The organism is Streptomyces sp. SID14478 (assembly GCF_010548525.1).
Taxonomy (GTDB): domain Bacteria; phylum Actinomycetota; class Actinomycetes; order Streptomycetales; family Streptomycetaceae; genus Streptomyces.
Genome location: NZ_JAAGMG010000515.1, coordinates 1 through 17281, shown reverse-complemented (window position 1 = coordinate 17281; position 17281 = coordinate 1). Strand labels below are relative to the sequence as shown.

Genomic DNA, 17281 nt, shown 5'->3' with positions numbered 1-17281 from the left:
CTACCTTCTTGCCTTGTCGGACATCAGGACCACGGGAACCACGGGTACCACGAAGACCACGCGACTACCGTCGGATGCCGGTGGCGAACGGCAAGGTGTTCACGAACGCCCGGTGGTGCTCGCGGTCGCACCATTCCAGCTTCAGGTACGACTTCCCGGCCGAGGCGCGGATGGTGCGCTTGTCGCGGGCGAGCGAGTCCGGGTTGCGGGACGAGACGGTGATGTACCCGACGAGGTTCACCCCGGCGGCGCCGCTCGCGAGGTCCTCACCGCGCTGGTCGAGCCGGCCGTGGGCGGCGATGTCGCGCGGGTCGACGGTCCGGTTCATCTTGGCGGCGCGGGACGCCTCCGCCTCGTCGTTCGTCTTCTCCGTCAGCATCCGCTCGATGGCCACTTCCGTCGGCTCCAGATCCATGGTGACGGCGACGGTCCGGATGACGTCCGGGGTGTGGACGAGCAGCGGCGCCAGGAAGTTCACGCCCACCGGCGTCATCGGCCACTCCTTCACCCAGGCAGTGGCGTGGCACCAGGGCGCCCGCGTCGACGACTCGCGGGTCTTGGCCTGGAGGTAGGTCGGCTCCATGGCGTCCAGCTCGGCGGGCCAGGCGTTGCGCTTCGTCATCGCCTGGATGTGGTCGATCGGGTGGTCCGGGTCGTACATGGAGTGGATGAGCGAGGCGAGCCGCCCCTGCCCGAGGGGCTGGCGCACCCGGATGTCGGCTTCCTGCAACCGCGAGCAGATGTCGGTCAGTTCACGGGCCATGACGACGGCGAGACCGGCGTCCCGGTCGACCTTCTTGCCGGCCTTCGGGCGGGTGGCCCGCGCCATGGCGTTTGCCTCGGCGGCGAGTTCGCGCGTGAAGTGCATGCAGGCCACGAGGTAGGCCCGGTGCTGCTCGCTGCTGGTGGACACCATCGACTGCAGCTGGTCGTACGACTCCTGCAGCCAGCCCAGCGAGCGGTCGTCGCCGCGCACGGCGACGTCCTTGGCGTGCGCGTCCGGGTCGGCGGGCAGCGTGCGGGCGAGCATCTGCAGCCGGGTGACGAACCCGTCCCCGTTGGCGACGTGCTTGAGCAGGGTCCCGAACCGGTCGACCAGCGCCTCCTGGTCCTCCGAGTCGCGCAGCCCGACGCCGGGCCCCTCGATCTCGATGGCGGCGGTCACGGTCCGCCGGTCCGCGTGCAGCAGGACGGCGATCTCGTCCGGCCCGAACGGCGCGGCGAGCCAGGTCAGCCGCCCGATCCCCGGCGGCGGCCCGATCTCCACCTCACGCCCGTCGAACCGGACCCCGGCCTCCATCGCCCGCGAGCGGTAGGCGGTGCCGCGCTTCAGCGAACGCTTGTAACTCCGGTTGATCTCGAACCACTTGTAGAACGTGCGGTGCTTGTACGGGACGTAGACCGCGGCCAGCGCGAGGAGCGGGAACCCCATCAGCAGCAGGATCCGCATCGACAGGACGGGGACGAGGAGCCCGCACATCATGCCGAGGAACGCCCCGCCGATGATCAGGGCGATCTCGCCGGACTCGCGGTTCCTGCCGACGATCGCGTTCGGCCGGGCGCGGCCGATGAGATATGTGCGGCGGGGCGTGACCTGGGGGGACACATGGGACTGGGTCGTCAACGCCCTGCACCTCCTTGCTTGTTGCCGTTGCTGCTGTTGCTACCGCCGCCTCGATCGCTGCGCGCGTGCGGGGTGTTCGTGGGACTGGTGCGGGGCGGGGGTGCGGCGGAGGGGACAGTTCCGCCGCCGCCCCCTGAGGCGGCCGGGCGACTGCTGTGCGCGGCCACACCGCCGGACGCGGGGTTCGAGGGCCGTGCCTGGCCGGCACCGCCGCCCTGCTGACCTCCGCTGTCCGAGCGGCTGCTGTGGGTCTTGATGCCCTGCGAGACGAGCGAGGCGGGCGAGGAGAACACGGCAGCGGCCTTGCCCTCGGCGCCCTGCATCATCCGGTTCTTGCGGACGTTGGCCATCTCGTCGCCGAAGCCCGGGACGAAGCGGTAGATCATGCCGCTCGCGAAGATGGCGAGCAGCACGATGGCGAGCCCGGACACGACCGCGGCGAGCGAATCGGGCCCGTCACTGCTGCTGGACAGCGCACCGGCCAGCCCCAGCACGATCACGATGACCGGCTTCACCAGGATGACGGCGACCATGATCCCGACCCAGCGGCGGACGTGGCCCCACAGGTTCTTGTCGACGAGCCCGGAGTACACGACGACGCCGAGGAGGGCACCGACGTACAGCAGGACGGCCCGCAGGTACAGCTCCAGGTACAGCACGCCGGCGGCGACGATCGAGACGAGGGACACCACGATCAGCATGATCGGGCCGCCGCCGATGTCGTTGCCCTGCTTGAGCGCCTGGGAGAACGTCCCGAAGAACGTGTCCGTCTGATTCCCCGTCGCCTTGGCGAGTACGTCGGTGACGCCGTCGGCGGCGGACACGACCGTGTAGAGGATCAGCGGGGTGAAGGCCGAGGCGAGCACGGTCAGCCAGAGGAATCCCACCGCCTCGGAGATCGCCGTGCTCAGCGGTACGCCGCGCACCGCGCGCTTGGCGACGGCGAGCAGCCACAGCAGGATCGTCAGCACGGTCGAGGCGGCGAACACCACGGCGTACTGCTGCAGGAACTTCTCGTTGGTGAAGTCGACCTCAGCCGTCTTCTGCACGGCTTCGCTCAGCTTGTCGACGGTCCAGGACGCGGCGTCGGCACAGCCCTTGGCGAGGCTGGACAGGGGGTCGAGGGGGTTGGTGGTCCCGTTGGGGAGATCACCGGTGCCACCGCTGGTTCCGCCGCCGGTGCTTTTGCCGTCGCGTTGGCAGTACGCCTTGGCCGGCCCGCGGATGAGGTCGCAGGGGTCGTTGGAGGGACTGGGGTCGGGCGCCGCGACGGCACGGGTCGCCATGAGGACGGCAGCGGTCTGCACGGCAGTGACCGTGGCCGCGAGGGAGAGGGTGCGGCGTCGGCTGCTAGCGGGCATAGGTGAACCCTCCGTACTCCTCCACGGCCTTCGCCATGTCATCAGCGGTGGAGGCACGTTGGTCGCGGCCGACCGGGACAGGGCCGTCCTTCTGCGTGAAGTCCGACACCTTCCAGTCGCCGTTGACCCAGCGCATCTTGTAGCTGTTGGTGTACCAGCTCTCGGACACCGGATTCTTGGAGCCTTCACCGGCCAGGCCGAACAGGGACGAGTACCAGATCGAGACGGTCGCCGAGTCGCCCTGGAACGCGGTGGTCTTCGTGCCCACCGGAATGATGCGGGACACGAACGTGCTGCCGTTGGGGGCGTGGCCGTCCTTGTCGAGGCCGATGCTCGTCAGAAAGCCCTCGCTGGAGTACACCTTGTCGAGGTCGCCCCGCCGAGCGGTGGCTACCGAGGGCGCATAGACGGCGTCGACGATCTGATCCCGCTTCGCCTTGTCGAACATGTCGGCGGAGCCAAGCTGAACCGCGTAATTCGCGGCAGCGGACTGCACCCCCTGCTCGTCATGCGCGAACCCCGAATCGACCGGCTTGGTGCCGGTCGCGGCCGTGGAGGACGCGTCCGGCTTGGCGCCGGAGTTCCCGCCCTCGCCGGAGGCACTGTCGTCGCCTCCCCTGTTCGCGAAGGCGATCGCCGCGATCAGCAGGACGACGACGCCGACCACCATGACCAGGGAACGGGACGTCGAGCGGTTGGATCTGCGGGCGCCGCCGTAGACGTCGCCGCCGGACCCCTCCGGCAGCCGCGTCCGGGTCTGACCGGTGCCGCCGTAGAGGTCGTCGTCCTGTCGGTCGTCGAGACTCATTCCGCGCACGTCCCCTCAACCTCTAGCCGAACCGTCGTACACGCCGCATACGACGGTAGCCGTGCTGGTTCCCGCGCGGGCGCGGTGTGGTGACTCGACATCAGGGAGTGGCAACCTCAGCCGGTGGGCACGACGGGACGGGTGGGGTAGAGGAGTGTCGGACGGTGCGCTTCGCCGCAGGACGTACGGCGAAGGGACCGGGGGCCGCCGGGCTAGACGGCCATGCCGTACACGATGGTGAAGAGCGTGCCGAGGGACCCGATGATGAAGACCCCGGTCAGGCCCGCGATGATCAGCCCCTTGCCCTGCTCGGCGCTGAAGGTGTCGCGCAGGGCCGTCGCCCCGATCCGTTGCTTGGCCGCGCCCCAGATCGCGATGCCCAGGCAGAGGAGGATGGCGACCGCCATCACCACCTCGATCATCACCCGTGCCTCGTTGCCCAGGCTCCCGAACGGGCCCCAGTCGGGTGCGATCCCGCCGATAATGGTCGTGATGTCGCCCTTTTCGGCTGCCAGCAGCATGTGTAACTCACCGCCCCAAGTGGGTAGTTCTTTCGCCCCCGCCGCAGCGCAGAGGTCAGACTCATTCTTCCTCAGAACGGCGCCGGTGCCTGCCGACTTGGCGCCATTCGTTGGCTGAGTTCCTACGTTCCCCTGGTGTTCGGGATGCCGGCGGGACGGATCCGTATACGAAGGAACGTAAGGTCACTCTGTGTATCACGGAGAGTTACGTGGAGCAATGATCGGCGGGCGGGGTGATCCGGCCGTCGCGGGGCCCCTGCCGACGGCGTCCCCGCCTCTATGCTGGAGTCCCTTGTGAGGAAGGGCGGTTGACGGTGCGTAAGGCGTGGATCGTCGCGGGCGCGGGCGCCGCCGGGGGAACGGGGTTCCTGACGCTGCTCGTCGTGGGGACCTACATGGCGGCCGGCTCCCTGACCAACGGGGTCGGGCAGGGTGCCGTGGGGCTGGCCAAGGGCGCCGTGCCGACCGCGTACCAGTCGCTCGTCCAGAAGTGGGGCAATCTGTGCCCCGCGATCAACCCCGCGCTGCTCGCCGCGCAGCTCTACCAGGAGAGCGGGTTCAACCCGAAGGCCACGAGCCCGGCCAAGGCGTACGGCATCGCGCAGTTCATCTCCGGTACCTGGGCCGCGCACGGCGTCGACGGGGACGGGGACGGGGACCGCGACATCTGGGACCCGAACGACGCGATCCCCTCGGCGGCCAGCTACGACTGCAAGCTCGCCTCGTACGTGAAGGACGTGCCCGGCGACGCGACCAAGAACATGCTCGCCTCGTACAACGCGGGGTCGTACGCCGTCATCAAGTACAAGGGCGTCCCCCCGTACCGCGAGACGCAGAACTACGTGAAGACCATCACGACCCTGGAGGAGAGCTTCGCGCGGCCCGTGGGACGGGTGCAGCCGTCGCAGCAGGCGGCGGCCGCGATCACGTACGCGCAGAAGAAGCTGGGGACCCCCTACTTGTGGGGTGGGAACGGGACCGCCGATCAGGGCGGCCGGTTCGACTGCTCGGGGCTGACCAAGGCCGCGTACGAGACCGTCGGGGTGGGGCTGCCGCGCGTCGCCAACGACCAGTACAACGCCGGGCCGCATCCGAAGCGCGACGAGTTGCTGCCGGGCGACCTGGTGTTCTTCTCCGACGACCTCACCAACAGCCGCGCGATCCGGCACGTGGGGATCTACGTCGGGGGCGGCTACATGATCGACGCGCCGAGGCCGGGCGCCGTCATCCGGTTCGACCCGGTCGACACGCCTGACTACTTCGGTGCGACGCGGGTCACGCAGGACGGGGCGAAAGCCGTGCCCAGCAAGTCCCCCGAAGTGTGACGTGGCTTGAACTCTCCGTTAACGCCCGGCCCTGAGCTGCGGGTTCGTGTCTCTCTTCGATAACGTCTGCGTGATCATTCGGTGGAGTGTGGAACGTAGAAGGTGGGACCGTGCGTTCCTCTTGCTGAACCGGAAAACGACCACGGGGGTGGCTGAAGACGAAGGGGCCGCTGAACTATGGCTGGACTCGAGGCACAGATGAGTTCCGGGTCCAACCCTGACGTCTCGCTGCTCTACGACATCAACGGGCTGACGGACGACACCCCCGGCTGGTTCGACCGGGGCATGGAGTTCGTCGGTGAGTACGGGATCCTCTTCGGTCTCGTGCTCGTCGTGCTGTGGTGCTGGTGGGGAGCGCGCAAGCGCGGCGCCCTCGACGACGCCGCCTCTTCCGTGGCCGCCGTGGTGTGGGCCCCGCTCGCCGCGGCCGTCGCCGTCCTGGTGAACGTGCCGATCCGGTCCTTCGTGGAGCGTCCGCGCCCCTTCAAGGACCATGACGGCCTGCATGTGCTGATCGACGGGAAGAACGACTTCTCGTTCGTCAGCGACCACGCGACGCTGGCCATGGCGATGGGTGCCGCCCTCTTCGTCGCCCACCGCAAGCTCGGCTTCGTCGGGATCGGGCTCGCCGTCGTCGAGGGCTTCTGCCGGGTCTTCATGGGCGTGCACTACCCGACCGACGTCGTCGGCGGGTTCGCCCTGGGCACGGCCGTGGCGCTGCTGCTGTCGCCGCTCGCGTCCGCGCTGCTGACGCCGGTGGCCAGGGCGGTCGGGCGGTCCCGTGTCGCGTGGCTGGTGTGGTCGCCTAGTGCGGTGCCGGCTCCGGGAGCGGTGGAGCTTCCTGAGGCACGGGGCTCGTCCGGCTCCGACGAGGAGCGGGATCTTGCCGCTTAGTCCGCTCGCCGTGGGCCAGGACGAGGCCGGTGGTGCCGGCCGCGAGCGCGACGCCGGCGGAGGCCGCCGCGAGCGGGCCCGCCTCCGCGTGGTCTGATCCGTCGTCAAGGGCGGACGCCGTGGCGGCGCCCAGGGTGAGGACGGCTGCGGTGGCCGCGGTGGCCGCGACTATTCGGGGAGTGTTCATGGACTCAGCGCAACCCCGGCCGGGGTTCTGGGCCACCCGAGGGCGTGTCGCGTGGTCCATACGGGGTGGGGGTTCCCCTCTCCGGCCCCGCCCCGCCCTCTTCTCCGCCCCTCCCGGCAGCCCGGAAGGACTGCTCGCGGGGGCTGCTCGGCGGGTCTGCTCAGAGGGACTGCGGGAAGCTGAAGAATCCTGACGGGTCGTACGTCTTCTTCACCTTCGTCAGGCGGTCGGCCGCGGCGCCGTAGTACGCCTTCTTCCAGTCCGTCAGGGTCGCGTCCGTGTAGTTCTGGTACGCGGCCCCGGACGCGTACGGGCCCATCGCCGTGTGGGCCTTTTTCAGCCAGCCGCGGGCCGATGCCCCGGATGTGCCCGGCCGCCACGACACGATGTACTGCGCGAGCATCCGCGAGCGGCGGTGGACGAACGCCGTCGCCGTCGGGTCGACCCGGTTGATCGCGCCGCCGAGCGCCGTGAAGGCGATGGACCCGGAGCCCGCCGTCACCGTCTCGATCTGCTGCAGCAGGGCGCGCACGCCCGCGTCCGACAGGGAGCGGTCGAAGAAGTCCGAGTGCGCCGCGTACGTCTCGCGTTGCAGCGCGCCCTGCGGGGAGCGGCCCGGGGTGGCGCCGGGGAGGTGGCACTGGGCGTCGGAGGAGAAGGCCGAGCAGCCCGCGTAGATCTCCATCGACTCCTCGTACGAGCGGCGCTTGAGCGAGACCGAGGTGGCCGCACCCGGGCCGCCGGGGCCGTCGGCGAGCCGGTCGACCGCGTTCTGGAGCTCGGTGTAGCTGCCGAGGGAGAAGGCGGCGACGGAGATCGTGGGGCGGCCGCCCGCCGCGTTGGCCACGTGCAGCGACGACCAGGTCTCGTCGGGCTGGTCGGGGCCCCACCGCTGCCAGGCCTTGAGGACCGTCGCCGCCTTCGACCAGGGCCAGGTCAGGTACGCGGAGACGCCCTGCGGCGCCGGGTGCGTCCTGAAGCGGAGCTCGGTGACCACGCCGAACTGGCCGTTGCCCGCGCCCCGCAGGGCCCAGAACAGCTCCTTGTTCGTCGAGGCGTCGGCGGTCAGCTGCTTGCCGTCCGCGGTGACCAGCGTGGCGCCGGTCAGGCTGTCGCAGGTCAGGCCGTACGCCCGGGAGACCACTCCGTGGCCGCCGCCGAGGGTGAGCCCCGAGACGCCGACCGTGGGGCAGGAGCCCGCGGGTATGGTCGCGTTCTTCGCGGCCAACGCCCGGTAGACGTCGATGAGTTTGGCGCCCGCGCCGACGACCGCCTCGCCGCCCGAGGCGCGGACCGACTTCAGGCGGGACACGTCGAGGATCAGCCGGCCGTCGCCGGAGGACCAGCCCGCGTACGAGTGGCCGCCGTTGCGGATGGCGACCGGGACCTTGCGGGCGCGGGCGTACGCGAGGGCCGTGCGGATGTCGTCGGGCCCGGCGACGTACGCCACCGCGGTCGGCTTCAGGTCGTCGAAGCGGGTGTTGTAGAGCTGGCGGGCCGCGGCCCAGGCCGACTGGCCGGGGCGGACCAGGGAGCCGTCGAGGTCCTTGGCCAGCGCGTCCAGGTTCGCCGCGGCGCTCGCGGTCGGGCCGGCGCTCGCGCTGGAGGAGCGGACCGGGGGCGACGAGGACGCGCGCGACGGGGACGACGAGGCGCCGTCGCCCGAGGTGCAGGCGGCCGTCGCGCCCGCGGTGAGCGCGGCCGCCGAGGCCGCCAGGAACGTACGCCGCTGCATGCCGTGTCTCCCTCGGGTCACTTGGTGCTTCCCGGGTACGAGACGTGAGGGCGGAGCAACGGGTTCCCCGTGCGTCTCGTCAGGCGGACCGCAGATGTGCCTCGGCGTCCGATCGGGCCTTGCTGCGTGCCCTGCGTGCCGGGCCGTGCCAGCCGCAGGTGCACCGGGCCAGGCAGAACCGGCCCTGCTCCTCGACGGTCGTCGCGTGCTGATGCTGCTGTTGCGCCACCTGCTCACGGTAGCGGCCCTATGTGAACGCTCATGTAAACCCCCCGTTCGCGTGACGGGCTCCCCTACTCGTCGTTAACCGAACGACGCACGGGACAGGCTTGGGGGTAGACAAGCGATGGTGGTGCAGCAGCACGGGCGCCCGGTGAGCAGAGCGGCGGCGGCCGTCGCCGTGGCGGGAATCATGGCGGGTGCCGCAGGCTGTGGCGGCGGGGCCGAGGCCGGTGACCGCAACGGAGATGATCCGACGCGGCTGGTGCGCCAGGCCGCCGACCGGCTGGTCCGCGAGGGCAGTTCCCAGGCGCGTACGTCGATGGAGATGGCCAGCGGCGGCACGCGGGTCACGATCCGCGGCGAGGGCGTCTACGACTACCGCAAGGGCGTCGGCGAGCTGAGGGTGCAGCTGCCGCCGGACCCGGCCGGCGCCGACGAACACCGGCCGATCACCGAACTCCTCGCCCCCGGCGCCCTGTTCATGAAGAACCGGGGCGCGGGCGTGCCCGCCGACAAGTGGGTGCGGGTCGAGACCGCGTCCCTGACGGACGGCAATCTGGTCACGGGCGGCGCCACCGACCCCCTCGCGGCGGCCGAACTGCTGCGCGGGGCGCGTGCGGTGACGTACGTCGGCACGAGCGAGGTCGGGGGCGTGGCCACCCGGCACTACAAGGGGACCATCGCGCTCGGCGCGGCCGCGCAGGCCGCTTCCGCGGGGAACAAGGGTGCGCTCGCGGCGGCGGCGAAAGGGTTCGGCGGGGCGCCGGTGCCGTTCGACGTGTACCTCGACGACGAGGGCCTCCTCCGTAAGGTCCGCCACCGCTTCAGCTTCGCCAACGCACAGCAGAAGAAGGACGTCGCGGTCGCCTCGACGACTCTTCTGTCCGGATTCGGGAAGCAGGCGAGCGTGCGGCTCCCGCGGAAGAAGGACATCTTCGCGGGCAAGGTCGCCGAGCAGCAGGTCCGGAAGTAACGGAGCGGGGGGTCCTGTCGGGCCCAGGAAATGGTTCTTCCGTGCCATGCGCGGTCCGTAGGGCGCTCCCTACTCTGGGAAGTCGACCCGATGGCTGGAAGAGGTGATGAACGTGGCTCCCGTTGGTGGTACGGCGGTTCAGGACCACGTCGCCCTCGCCGAGATCGAACTGTGCGGTGAGTTGATCATCGCCGCGTCCGCCGTCTCCGAGGGACGGCTCAGCGCGGACCGGATCGACGAGGTGCTGCGGGTCGCCGAGGCGTCGCCCGGCAGCTCCGACGGCGAGGACTGAACGCGAGGACCAGGTCCCGGGCCGGCGTCCGCGCCCGGGCACCTCCGTCAGGTACGCAGCAGGCGGGCGATCGCCTTCGTGGCCTCTTCGACCTTCGCGTCGATCTCTTCGCCGCCCTTGACCGCGGCGTCCGCGACGCAGTGCCGCAGGTGCTCCTCCAGGAGCTGGAGCGCGAAGGACTGCAGGGCCTTCGTGGAGGCGGACACCTGCGTGAGTATGTCGATGCAGTAGACGTCCTCGTCGACCATCCGCTGCAGGCCGCGGATCTGGCCCTCGATGCGGCGAAGGCGCTTGAGGTGCTCGTCCTTCTGATGGTGGTACCCGTGGATGCCGCGGTCGTGGTCGGTCACGATCTCGGCCGTGGGTTCTGCGCGCGTCGCGTCCGTGGTCATCGTGTCCGACCTCCCGTTGTCATGCGTCCATATACCCCCAGTGGGTATATGGTACCGGATTTCGCCCGCCCCCGGCCGGTACGCGGGACCCCGTGCTGATCACTGTGCCTGATGGGCGACACTGGGGGAACGCCGGTTAGCCGTGGCCGGATGATGCGCCTAGCATCAGCCTGACCGAATCCAAAGCACCCCGAGGACCCCACGTGCGCTTTCGTCTGACCCCCAGGGAGACGAGCTTCTACGACATGTTCGCCGCATCCGCGGACAACATCGTCACGGGCTCGAGGCTCCTGATGGAACTGCTCGGGGCGGATTCCTCCGCCCGGGCCGAGATCGCGGAGCGGATGCGGGCAGCCGAACACGCCGGTGACGACGCCACCCACGCGATCTTCCACCAACTGAACTCCTCGTTCATCACGCCGTTCGACCGCGAGGACATCTACAACCTCGCGTCGTCCCTCGACGACATCATGGACTTCATGGAGGAGGCCGTCGACCTGGTCGTCCTCTACCAGGTCGAGGAGCTTCCCAAGGGCGTGGAGCAGCAGATCGAGGTGCTGGCCCGGGCGGCGGAACTGACCGCCGAGGCCATGCCGAACCTGCGCACCATGGACAACCTCACCGAGTACTGGATCGAGGTCAACCGGCTGGAGAACCAGGCGGACCAGATCCACCGCAAGCTGCTCGCCCAGCTCTTCAACGGCAAGTACGACGCCATGGAAGTCCTGAAGCTGAAGCAGATCGTCGATGTGCTGGAAGAGGCGGCCGACGCCTTCGAGCACGTGGCCAACACGGTGGAGACCATCGCCGTGAAGGAGTCCTGAGGCCGGCTCATGGACACCTTCACCCTGATCGTGACGATCGGCGTCGCGCTCGGATTCACGTACACGAACGGCTTCCACGACTCCGCGAACGCGATCGCGACCTCGGTCTCCACGCGTGCGCTGACGCCTCGTGCGGCACTCGCCATGGCCGCGGTGATGAACCTCGCCGGTGCCTTCCTCGGCAGCGGCGTCGCCAAGACGGTCAGTGAGGGCATCATCGCGACGCCCGAGGGCCAGAAGGGCATGGGGATCCTGTTCGCCGCGCTCGCCGGCGCGATCGTGTGGAACCTCATCACCTGGTACTTCGGGCTGCCGTCGTCCTCGTCGCACGCGCTGTTCGGCGGCATGGTCGGCGCGGCGCTCGCCGGGGGCACCACCGTGTACTGGTCCGGGGTGCTCGAGAAGATCGTCATCCCGATGTTCACCTCGCCGGTGATCGGACTCGTCGTCGGTTACCTCGTGATGACCCTCATCATGTGGCTCTTCCGGCGCTCCAACCCGCACAAGGCCAAGCGCGGTTTCCGCATCGCGCAGACCGTCTCGGCGGCCGGCATGGCGCTCGGCCACGGTCTGCAGGACGCGCAGAAGGCCATGGGCGTCGTGGTCATGGCCCTGGTCATCTCCGGCAACGAGAGCTACAGCGACGCGATCCCCGTCTGGGTCAAGCTCGTCTGCGCCGTGATGCTGTCGCTCGGTACGTACGCGGGCGGCTGGCGCATCATGCGGACCCTCGGCCGGAAGATCATCGAGCTGGACCCGCCGCAGGGCTTCGCGGCGGAGGCGACCGGCGCCTCGATCATGTTCGGCTCGGCGTTCCTGTTCCACGCGCCGATCTCGACGACGCACGTCATCACCTCGGCGATCATGGGCGTCGGCGCGACCAAGCGTGTGAACGCCGTGCGCTGGGGCGTCGCCAAGAACATCGTCATCGGATGGTTCATCACGATGCCGGCGGCGGGACTCGTCGCCGCCGCGTCGTACGGGGTCATCTGGCTGGCCTTCGGATAAGCGCGCACGAGCGAAGGCCCGCCCCCTGCGAGGGGGCGGGCCTTCTCTCTTTCCTCGTGGCGGCACCGCCATGCAGCGCCACGAGGGGTCGGGGGGCGCCGGGGTCCGGCTCAGCCGAAGCGGCCCGAGATGTAGTCCTCCGTGGCCTGGACCGACGGGTTGGAGAAGATGCGCTCCGTCTCGTCGATCTCTATGAGCTTGCCGGGCTGGCCGACCGCCGAGAGGTTGAAGAACGCGGTGCGGTCCGAGACGCGGGCCGCCTGCTGCATGTTGTGCGTCACGATGACGATCGTGAACTGCTCCTTGAGCTCGCCGATCAGGTCCTCGATGGCGAGGGTCGAGATCGGGTCGAGGGCCGAGCACGGCTCGTCCATCAGCAGGACGTCCGGCTGGACCGCGATCGCCCGGGCGATGCACAGCCGCTGCTGCTGACCGCCGGACAGGCCGGAGCCGGGCTTGTTCAGGCGGTCCTTGACCTCGTTCCAGAGGTTGGCGCCCTTGAGCGACTTCTCGACGACGTCGCTCAGCTCGGACTTCTTGTACGTGCCGTTGAGCTTCAGGCCCGCCGCCACGTTGTCGAAGATCGACATCGTGGGGAAGGGGTTCGGGCGCTGGAAGACCATGCCGACCGTGCGGCGCACGGCGACCGGGTCGATGTGGGTGCCGTACAGGTCCTCGTCGTCGAGGAGGACCTTGCCCTCGACGCGGCCGCCGGGGGTGACCTCGTGCATCCGGTTGAGGGTGCGCAGGAACGTCGACTTGCCGCAGCCCGAGGGGCCGATGAAGGCCGTCACCGAACGGGGCTCGACGGTCATCGAGATGTCCTCGATGGCCTTGTGGGAGCTGTAGTAGGCGGTCAGTCCGCTGACATCGATTCGCTTGGCCATGACTGGTTCACTTCCGATTGCGTCGCTACGTATGGCCGCGTCAGCGACCGGACTTCGGGGCCTTCCAGCGGGCGATGCCGCGAGCCACGAGATTGAGGATCATGATGAAGGCGATCAGCACCAGGGCCGCGGCCCAGGCGCGGTCGTACGCCGCTTCGCTGCCGCCGCTGCTCGCGTACTGCTGGTAGATGTACAGCGGCAGCGAGGCCTGCGGGCCGTCGAACGGGTTGGTGTTGATCAGCGGGTTGCCGAAGACCAGCAGCAGCACCGGGGCCGTCTCGCCGGCGATGCGGGCGACCGCCAGCATCACGCCGGTCGTGATGCCGCCGATCGACGTCGGCAGGACGACCTTGAGGATGGTGCGCCACTTCGGGATGCCGAGGGCGAGGGAGGCCTCGCGCAGCTCGTTCGGGACGAGCTTGAGCATCTCCTCGGTGGAGCGGACCACGACCGGGATCATCAGGATGGACAGGGCCATCGAACCCGCGAAGCCGGAGTAGCCGAAGCCGAGGATCAGGATCCAGAAGCTCAGGATGAACAGGCCCGCGACGATCGACGGGATGCCCGTCATGACGTCGACGAAGAACGTGACGGCCTTCGCCAGCTTGCCGCGGCCGTACTCCACCAGGTAGATCGCCGTGAGCAGGCCGATCGGTACCGAGATCAGGGTGGCGAGGCCGACCTGCTCCAGGGTGCCGAGGATCGCGTGGTAGATGCCGCCGCCGGGCTGGTAGGCGGTGACGAAGCCCATCGAGTGGGACAGGAAGTACGGGTCGAGGACCTTGATGCCGCGCTGCACCGTCTCGTAGACGAGGGAGGCGAGCGGGATCACGGCGAGGAGGAACGCGACCCAGACGATGCTGGTCGCGACCCGGTCCTTGGCCTGGCGCGTGCCCTCGACGCGGGCGGCGAGCCCGTAGGTGACGAGGACGAAGAGGATCGCGGCGAGCAGGCCCCACTGGATGCGGCTGCTCAGCCCGGCGCCGAGGCCGATGGCGCAGCCCGCGGCGGCGGAGCCGATGGCGATGGCCCAGGGGGACCAGCGGGGCAGCCGGGCGGCGCTCAGGGACGAGGGGCGCTTGATGGGCGCGGGTGCGGTCGCGTGGCTCATGCGTTGGCCCCCGAGTACTCCTTGCGGCGGGCGATGATCAGCCGGGCGGCGCCGTTGACCAGCAGCGTGATGACGAAGAGGACCAGACCCGAGGCGATCAGGGCGTCGCGCCCCTGGTCGTTGGCCTCGGAGAACTTCGCGGCGATGTTCTGGGCGAACGTGCCGCCGCCCGGGTCGAGCAGGCTGGCGTGGATCAGGAAGTCGGGGGAGAGGACCGTGGCGACGGCCATCGTCTCGCCGAGCGCGCGGCCGAGGCCGAGCATCGACGCGGAGATCACGCCGGAGCGGCCGAAGGGCAGCACCGACATGCGGATGACCTCCCAGCGGGTCGCGCCGAGCGCGAGGGCCGCCTCCTGGTGCATCAGGGGGGCCTGTCGGAAGACCTCGCGGGAGACGTTCGTGATGATCGGCAGGATCATGATGGCCAGCAGGATGCCTACGGTGAGCAGGGTGCGCGGGGCGCCGCCCTGCCAGGCGAAGATGCCGGTCCAGCCGAAGTAGTCGTCGAGCCAGGCGAAGACGCCCTCCATGTGCGGCACCAGGAACATGGCGCCCCACAGGCCGTACACGATGGACGGCACGGCGGCCAGCAGGTCGATGACGTAGGCGATCAGGCCGCTCAGCTTCTTCGGCGCGTAGTGCGTCAGGAAGAGCGCGATGCCGACGGCGACGGGGACCGCGATCAGCATGGCGATGATCGAGGTGACGATCGTGCCGAAGGCGAGGACGGCGATGCCGAAGACGGGGGGCGTCGCGGTCGCGTTCCACTCGAAGGTGGTGAGGAAGTTGCCCTCGTTCTTCGAGAGGACCAGCGAGGCGCGGTAGGTGAGGAAGACCGCGATGGCGGCCATGATGACCAGCAGCAGGATGCCCGAGCCGCGCGAGAGACCGAGGAAGATCCGGTCACCGGGGCGGGTGGCTCCGCGGGCGGCGCGCTTCTGCTGCGGCGAGGTCGGGCGCGCGGGTGGCGCGGGTGGGGATTGCGCAGTGATGTCCATGGGGATTCTCCGGTCTGCGAAGTCCCGTGTCCGGTGAGGGAGTCGGGGCTTCTGGCGGCGGTGCACCGGACGGTGCGGGCCACCCGTTGCCGGGTGACCCGCACGCGGGGATCAGCTGATGCTCGCGATGGCCGTGCGGACCTTCGCGTTGATCTCGGTCGGGATCGGCGCGTAGCCCAGGTCGGAGAGGGCCGCCTGACCGGCGTCGGAGGCCGTGTAGGTCAGGAAGGACTTGGTCGCGGCCAGGGTGTCGGACTTGTTGCCCTTGTCGCAGACGATCTCGTACGTGACCAGGGTGATCGGGTAGGCGCCGTCGGCCTTGGTCGCGTAGTTCAGCTCCAGGGCGAGGTCGTTGCCGGTGCCGACGACCTTGGCGTCGGCGATCGCCTTGGAGGCGTTCTCCGTGGTGGCCTTGACCGGGGCCGACGCGCCCGTGTCGATGTCCACCGTCTTCACGCCGTCCTTGGCGTACGACAGCTCCATGTAACCGATGGCGCCGGCGGTCTGCTTGACGCCCGCGGCCACACCGGCCGAGCCGGTGGCCGACTGGCCGCCCTTGGCCTGCCAGGCCTTGCCGCCCTCGTACTTCCAGTTGCTCGGGGCCGCGGCCTTCAGGTACTTGGTGAAGTTGTCCGTGGTGCCGGACTCGTCCGAGCGGTGGTACGGCTGGATCTTGGTGGAGGGGAGCTTCGCGCCCGGGTTCAGCTTGGCGATCGCCGGGTCGTTCCACTTCGTGATCTCCGAGTTGAAGATCTTGGCGAGGGTCGGCGCGTCCAGGACGAGGCTGTCGACGCCGTCCAGGTTGAACGCGACGGCGATCGGGCCGCCGACCATCGGCAGGTCGATGCCCTGGCCGCCGGAGCAGACCTTCTTGGAGGCGGTGACCTCTTCGGGCTTGAGCGCCGAGTCGGAACCGGCGAAGGCGACCTGGCCCTGGTTGAACGCCGTGACACCGGCGCCCGATCCGTCGGGCTTGTAGTTGACCTGCACGCCCGAGCAGGCCTGCGAGTAGGCCTGGCGCCAGGCGTCGACCGCGTTGGCCTGGGCGGAGGAGCCGATGCCGAGGAGCTGGCCCTTGGCGTCGTCGCACTTGATGTCGCCGGCCTTGGCGGTCGCGCTGGAGTCGCCACCGCCGCTGGTGCTGCCGGTGTCGTCGGAGCCGCACGCCGTGAGGGCCAGGGCGCCGGAGACGGCGAGAGCGCCGAGGGAGAGGGCGCGGAGCCGGTTCTTGCGCTGAAGCTTCACCTTCGGATGTTCCTTCCAGGAGCCGCCGGCCTCTTCTGCATTGCTGTGGCGGCGTGCGGGGATCTGCGGATGTTTCCGGTGAACGGTGAGGCTGGTCCCCGTCACGGGGGCTCACCGCGTAAGGCCGAAATTAAGCAGATCAGGTGAAGCGACCGATGGCCGTGAGTGAACGCAGGGTGAACCTAAGCAGGCGGTGTGGTGAGGTCACGGACCGATTACGTCAGGTCGGTCGTATCGCGACAGACCGTGTCAGGCCATGTGCAGGGCGTCGAGCAGCGCGTCGACCAGTTTGCGGTCGCGGGGCTGGGTGAGCCTGTCGCGGGCCGCGACCGGCGGGAGCCACACGATGCGGTCGACCTCGCGGTTCGCGGTGAACGTGCCGTGGTCCGCCTCGGCCGCCCAGTAGTCGACCTTCTTGGGGCGTCCGCCCACGACATAACGGACCGTGGGCAGCACGGCCCCCGGCGTGCACGTGTGGCCGGTTTCCTCCCGTACCTCGCGCAGGGCGCCGGCCAGCGGCTCCTCGCCGCGCTTCAGCTTGCCCTTGGGGTGCGACCAGTCGTCGTACTTGGGGCGGTGGACGAGGCAGATCTCCAGGCCGTCCGCCACCCAGCGCCCACCACCGCCCTTGTACGAGAGCTCGCCCTCGTACGGCCCCGACCGGCGCCACAGCACGCAGCCCGCCGCACGGATGGTCTCGTTCATGTCGTGGTCCTCCTCGCGCCGCTCACGGGGTGCCCACCGCCTCGCGCTGCCATGCCTGCCGGAACGCATTCCTCGCGGCCTCCACCTGATGGCGCTGGTCGGCGTGGAGCACGCCGAGGGCGTAGGCCGTGGCCGGGGCGATGCGGGGGGTGCGGGCCGCGTGCGCGGC

At 69.7% G+C, this 17281-nt stretch carries 18 protein-coding genes and 1 pseudogene; 6 read left to right on the top strand and 13 right to left on the bottom strand.

Annotated features, from left to right (window positions below):
• Window positions 1-64: 64 nt before the first annotated feature.
• The 4 genes from G3I40_RS16620 to G3I40_RS16605 form a co-directional block, all read right to left on the bottom strand.
• Window positions 65-1624 (bottom strand): SCO6880 family protein, encoded by a 1560-nt coding sequence (locus G3I40_RS16620; protein ID WP_164302929.1) that lies wholly within the window; start codon window positions 1622-1624, stop codon window positions 65-67.
• Complete coding sequence (locus tag G3I40_RS16615) at window positions 1621-2985, bottom strand: hypothetical protein (protein ID WP_164302928.1); 1365 nt, start codon at window positions 2983-2985, stop codon at window positions 1621-1623. The genes G3I40_RS16620 and G3I40_RS16615 overlap by 4 nt, the downstream gene beginning before the upstream one ends.
• Entirely contained in the window at window positions 2975-3793 is an 819-nt protein-coding gene (locus tag G3I40_RS16610) for a hypothetical protein (protein WP_164302927.1), read from the bottom strand. The genes G3I40_RS16615 and G3I40_RS16610 overlap by 11 nt, the downstream gene beginning before the upstream one ends.
• A gap of 212 nt (window positions 3794-4005) precedes the next feature.
• A complete protein-coding gene (locus G3I40_RS16605; RefSeq protein ID WP_018527881.1) occupies window positions 4006-4314 on the bottom strand; it encodes a hypothetical protein in 309 nt (102 codons plus the stop codon).
• A 314-nt stretch (window positions 4315-4628) separates the two neighbouring features.
• Between G3I40_RS16605 and G3I40_RS16600 the strand changes: the two genes are divergently transcribed.
• The gene (locus G3I40_RS16600; protein WP_164302938.1) at window positions 4629-5639 is read left to right on the top strand and encodes a bifunctional lytic transglycosylase/C40 family peptidase; all 1011 of its coding nucleotides are present in this window, start codon (window positions 4629-4631) and stop codon (window positions 5637-5639) included.
• A gap of 177 nt (window positions 5640-5816) precedes the next feature.
• The gene (locus tag G3I40_RS16595; RefSeq protein ID WP_164302926.1) at window positions 5817-6533 is read left to right on the top strand and encodes a phosphatase PAP2 family protein; all 717 of its coding nucleotides are present in this window, start codon (window positions 5817-5819) and stop codon (window positions 6531-6533) included.
• 347 nt (window positions 6534-6880) lie between these two features.
• On the opposite strand, the gene G3I40_RS16590 is transcribed toward G3I40_RS16595, so the two are convergent.
• Both G3I40_RS16590 and G3I40_RS46470 read right to left on the bottom strand, forming a co-directional pair.
• Window positions 6881-8455: an FAD-binding oxidoreductase gene (locus G3I40_RS16590; RefSeq protein ID WP_164302925.1), complete on the bottom strand. Its 1575-nt coding sequence runs from the start codon at window positions 8453-8455 to the stop codon at window positions 6881-6883.
• Window positions 8456-8534: 79 nt separating this feature from the next.
• Window positions 8535-8684: a hypothetical protein gene (locus tag G3I40_RS46470; RefSeq protein WP_203644192.1), complete on the bottom strand. Its 150-nt coding sequence runs from the start codon at window positions 8682-8684 to the stop codon at window positions 8535-8537.
• Between the two features lie 117 nt (window positions 8685-8801).
• Between G3I40_RS46470 and G3I40_RS16585 the strand changes: the two genes are divergently transcribed.
• Both G3I40_RS16585 and G3I40_RS16580 read left to right on the top strand, forming a co-directional pair.
• Complete coding sequence (locus G3I40_RS16585) at window positions 8802-9650, top strand: hypothetical protein (RefSeq protein WP_164302924.1); 849 nt, start codon at window positions 8802-8804, stop codon at window positions 9648-9650.
• Window positions 9651-9756: 106 nt separating this feature from the next.
• Window positions 9757-9942 carry a hypothetical protein gene (locus tag G3I40_RS16580; RefSeq protein ID WP_164302923.1) on the top strand — a complete coding sequence of 62 codons (186 nt, stop codon included), beginning with the start codon at window positions 9757-9759 and terminating at the stop codon, window positions 9940-9942.
• A 47-nt stretch (window positions 9943-9989) separates the two neighbouring features.
• On the opposite strand, the gene G3I40_RS16575 is transcribed toward G3I40_RS16580, so the two are convergent.
• Window positions 9990-10334 carry a metal-sensitive transcriptional regulator gene (locus G3I40_RS16575; protein ID WP_164302922.1) on the bottom strand — a complete coding sequence of 115 codons (345 nt, stop codon included), beginning with the start codon at window positions 10332-10334 and terminating at the stop codon, window positions 9990-9992.
• A 203-nt stretch (window positions 10335-10537) separates the two neighbouring features.
• Between G3I40_RS16575 and G3I40_RS16570 the strand changes: the two genes are divergently transcribed.
• A complete protein-coding gene (locus G3I40_RS16570; protein WP_164302921.1) occupies window positions 10538-11158 on the top strand; it encodes a DUF47 family protein in 621 nt (206 codons plus the stop codon).
• 9 nt (window positions 11159-11167) lie between these two features.
• Entirely contained in the window at window positions 11168-12166 is a 999-nt protein-coding gene (locus tag G3I40_RS16565; RefSeq protein WP_164302920.1) for an inorganic phosphate transporter, read from the top strand.
• Between the two features lie 110 nt (window positions 12167-12276).
• Here G3I40_RS16565 and pstB read toward each other — a convergent pair whose 3' ends face one another.
• The 6 genes and pseudogenes from pstB to G3I40_RS47180 all read right to left on the bottom strand — a co-directional run.
• On the bottom strand, window positions 12277-13053 hold the full coding sequence (gene pstB, locus G3I40_RS16560) for a phosphate ABC transporter ATP-binding protein PstB (protein ID WP_164302919.1): 777 nt from the start codon (window positions 13051-13053) through the stop codon (window positions 12277-12279).
• A gap of 40 nt (window positions 13054-13093) precedes the next feature.
• On the bottom strand, window positions 13094-14164 hold the full coding sequence (pstA, locus tag G3I40_RS16555; protein ID WP_164302918.1) for a phosphate ABC transporter permease PstA: 1071 nt from the start codon (window positions 14162-14164) through the stop codon (window positions 13094-13096).
• Entirely contained in the window at window positions 14161-15162 is a 1002-nt protein-coding gene (pstC, locus tag G3I40_RS16550) for a phosphate ABC transporter permease subunit PstC (RefSeq protein ID WP_164302917.1), read from the bottom strand. Before pstC ends, pstA begins: the two co-directional genes overlap by 4 nt.
• Before the next feature lie 111 nt (window positions 15163-15273).
• Window positions 15274-16407, bottom strand: coding sequence for a phosphate ABC transporter substrate-binding protein PstS (gene pstS, locus G3I40_RS16545; protein WP_164302916.1), 1134 nt, complete (start codon window positions 16405-16407; stop codon window positions 15274-15276).
• Between the two features lie 249 nt (window positions 16408-16656).
• Window positions 16657-17112, bottom strand: coding sequence for an NUDIX hydrolase (locus G3I40_RS16540; protein WP_164302915.1), 456 nt, complete (start codon window positions 17110-17112; stop codon window positions 16657-16659).
• Window positions 17113-17134: 22 nt separating this feature from the next.
• Window positions 17135-17281, bottom strand: a pseudogene (locus tag G3I40_RS47180) (metal-binding protein); the annotation flags it as partial.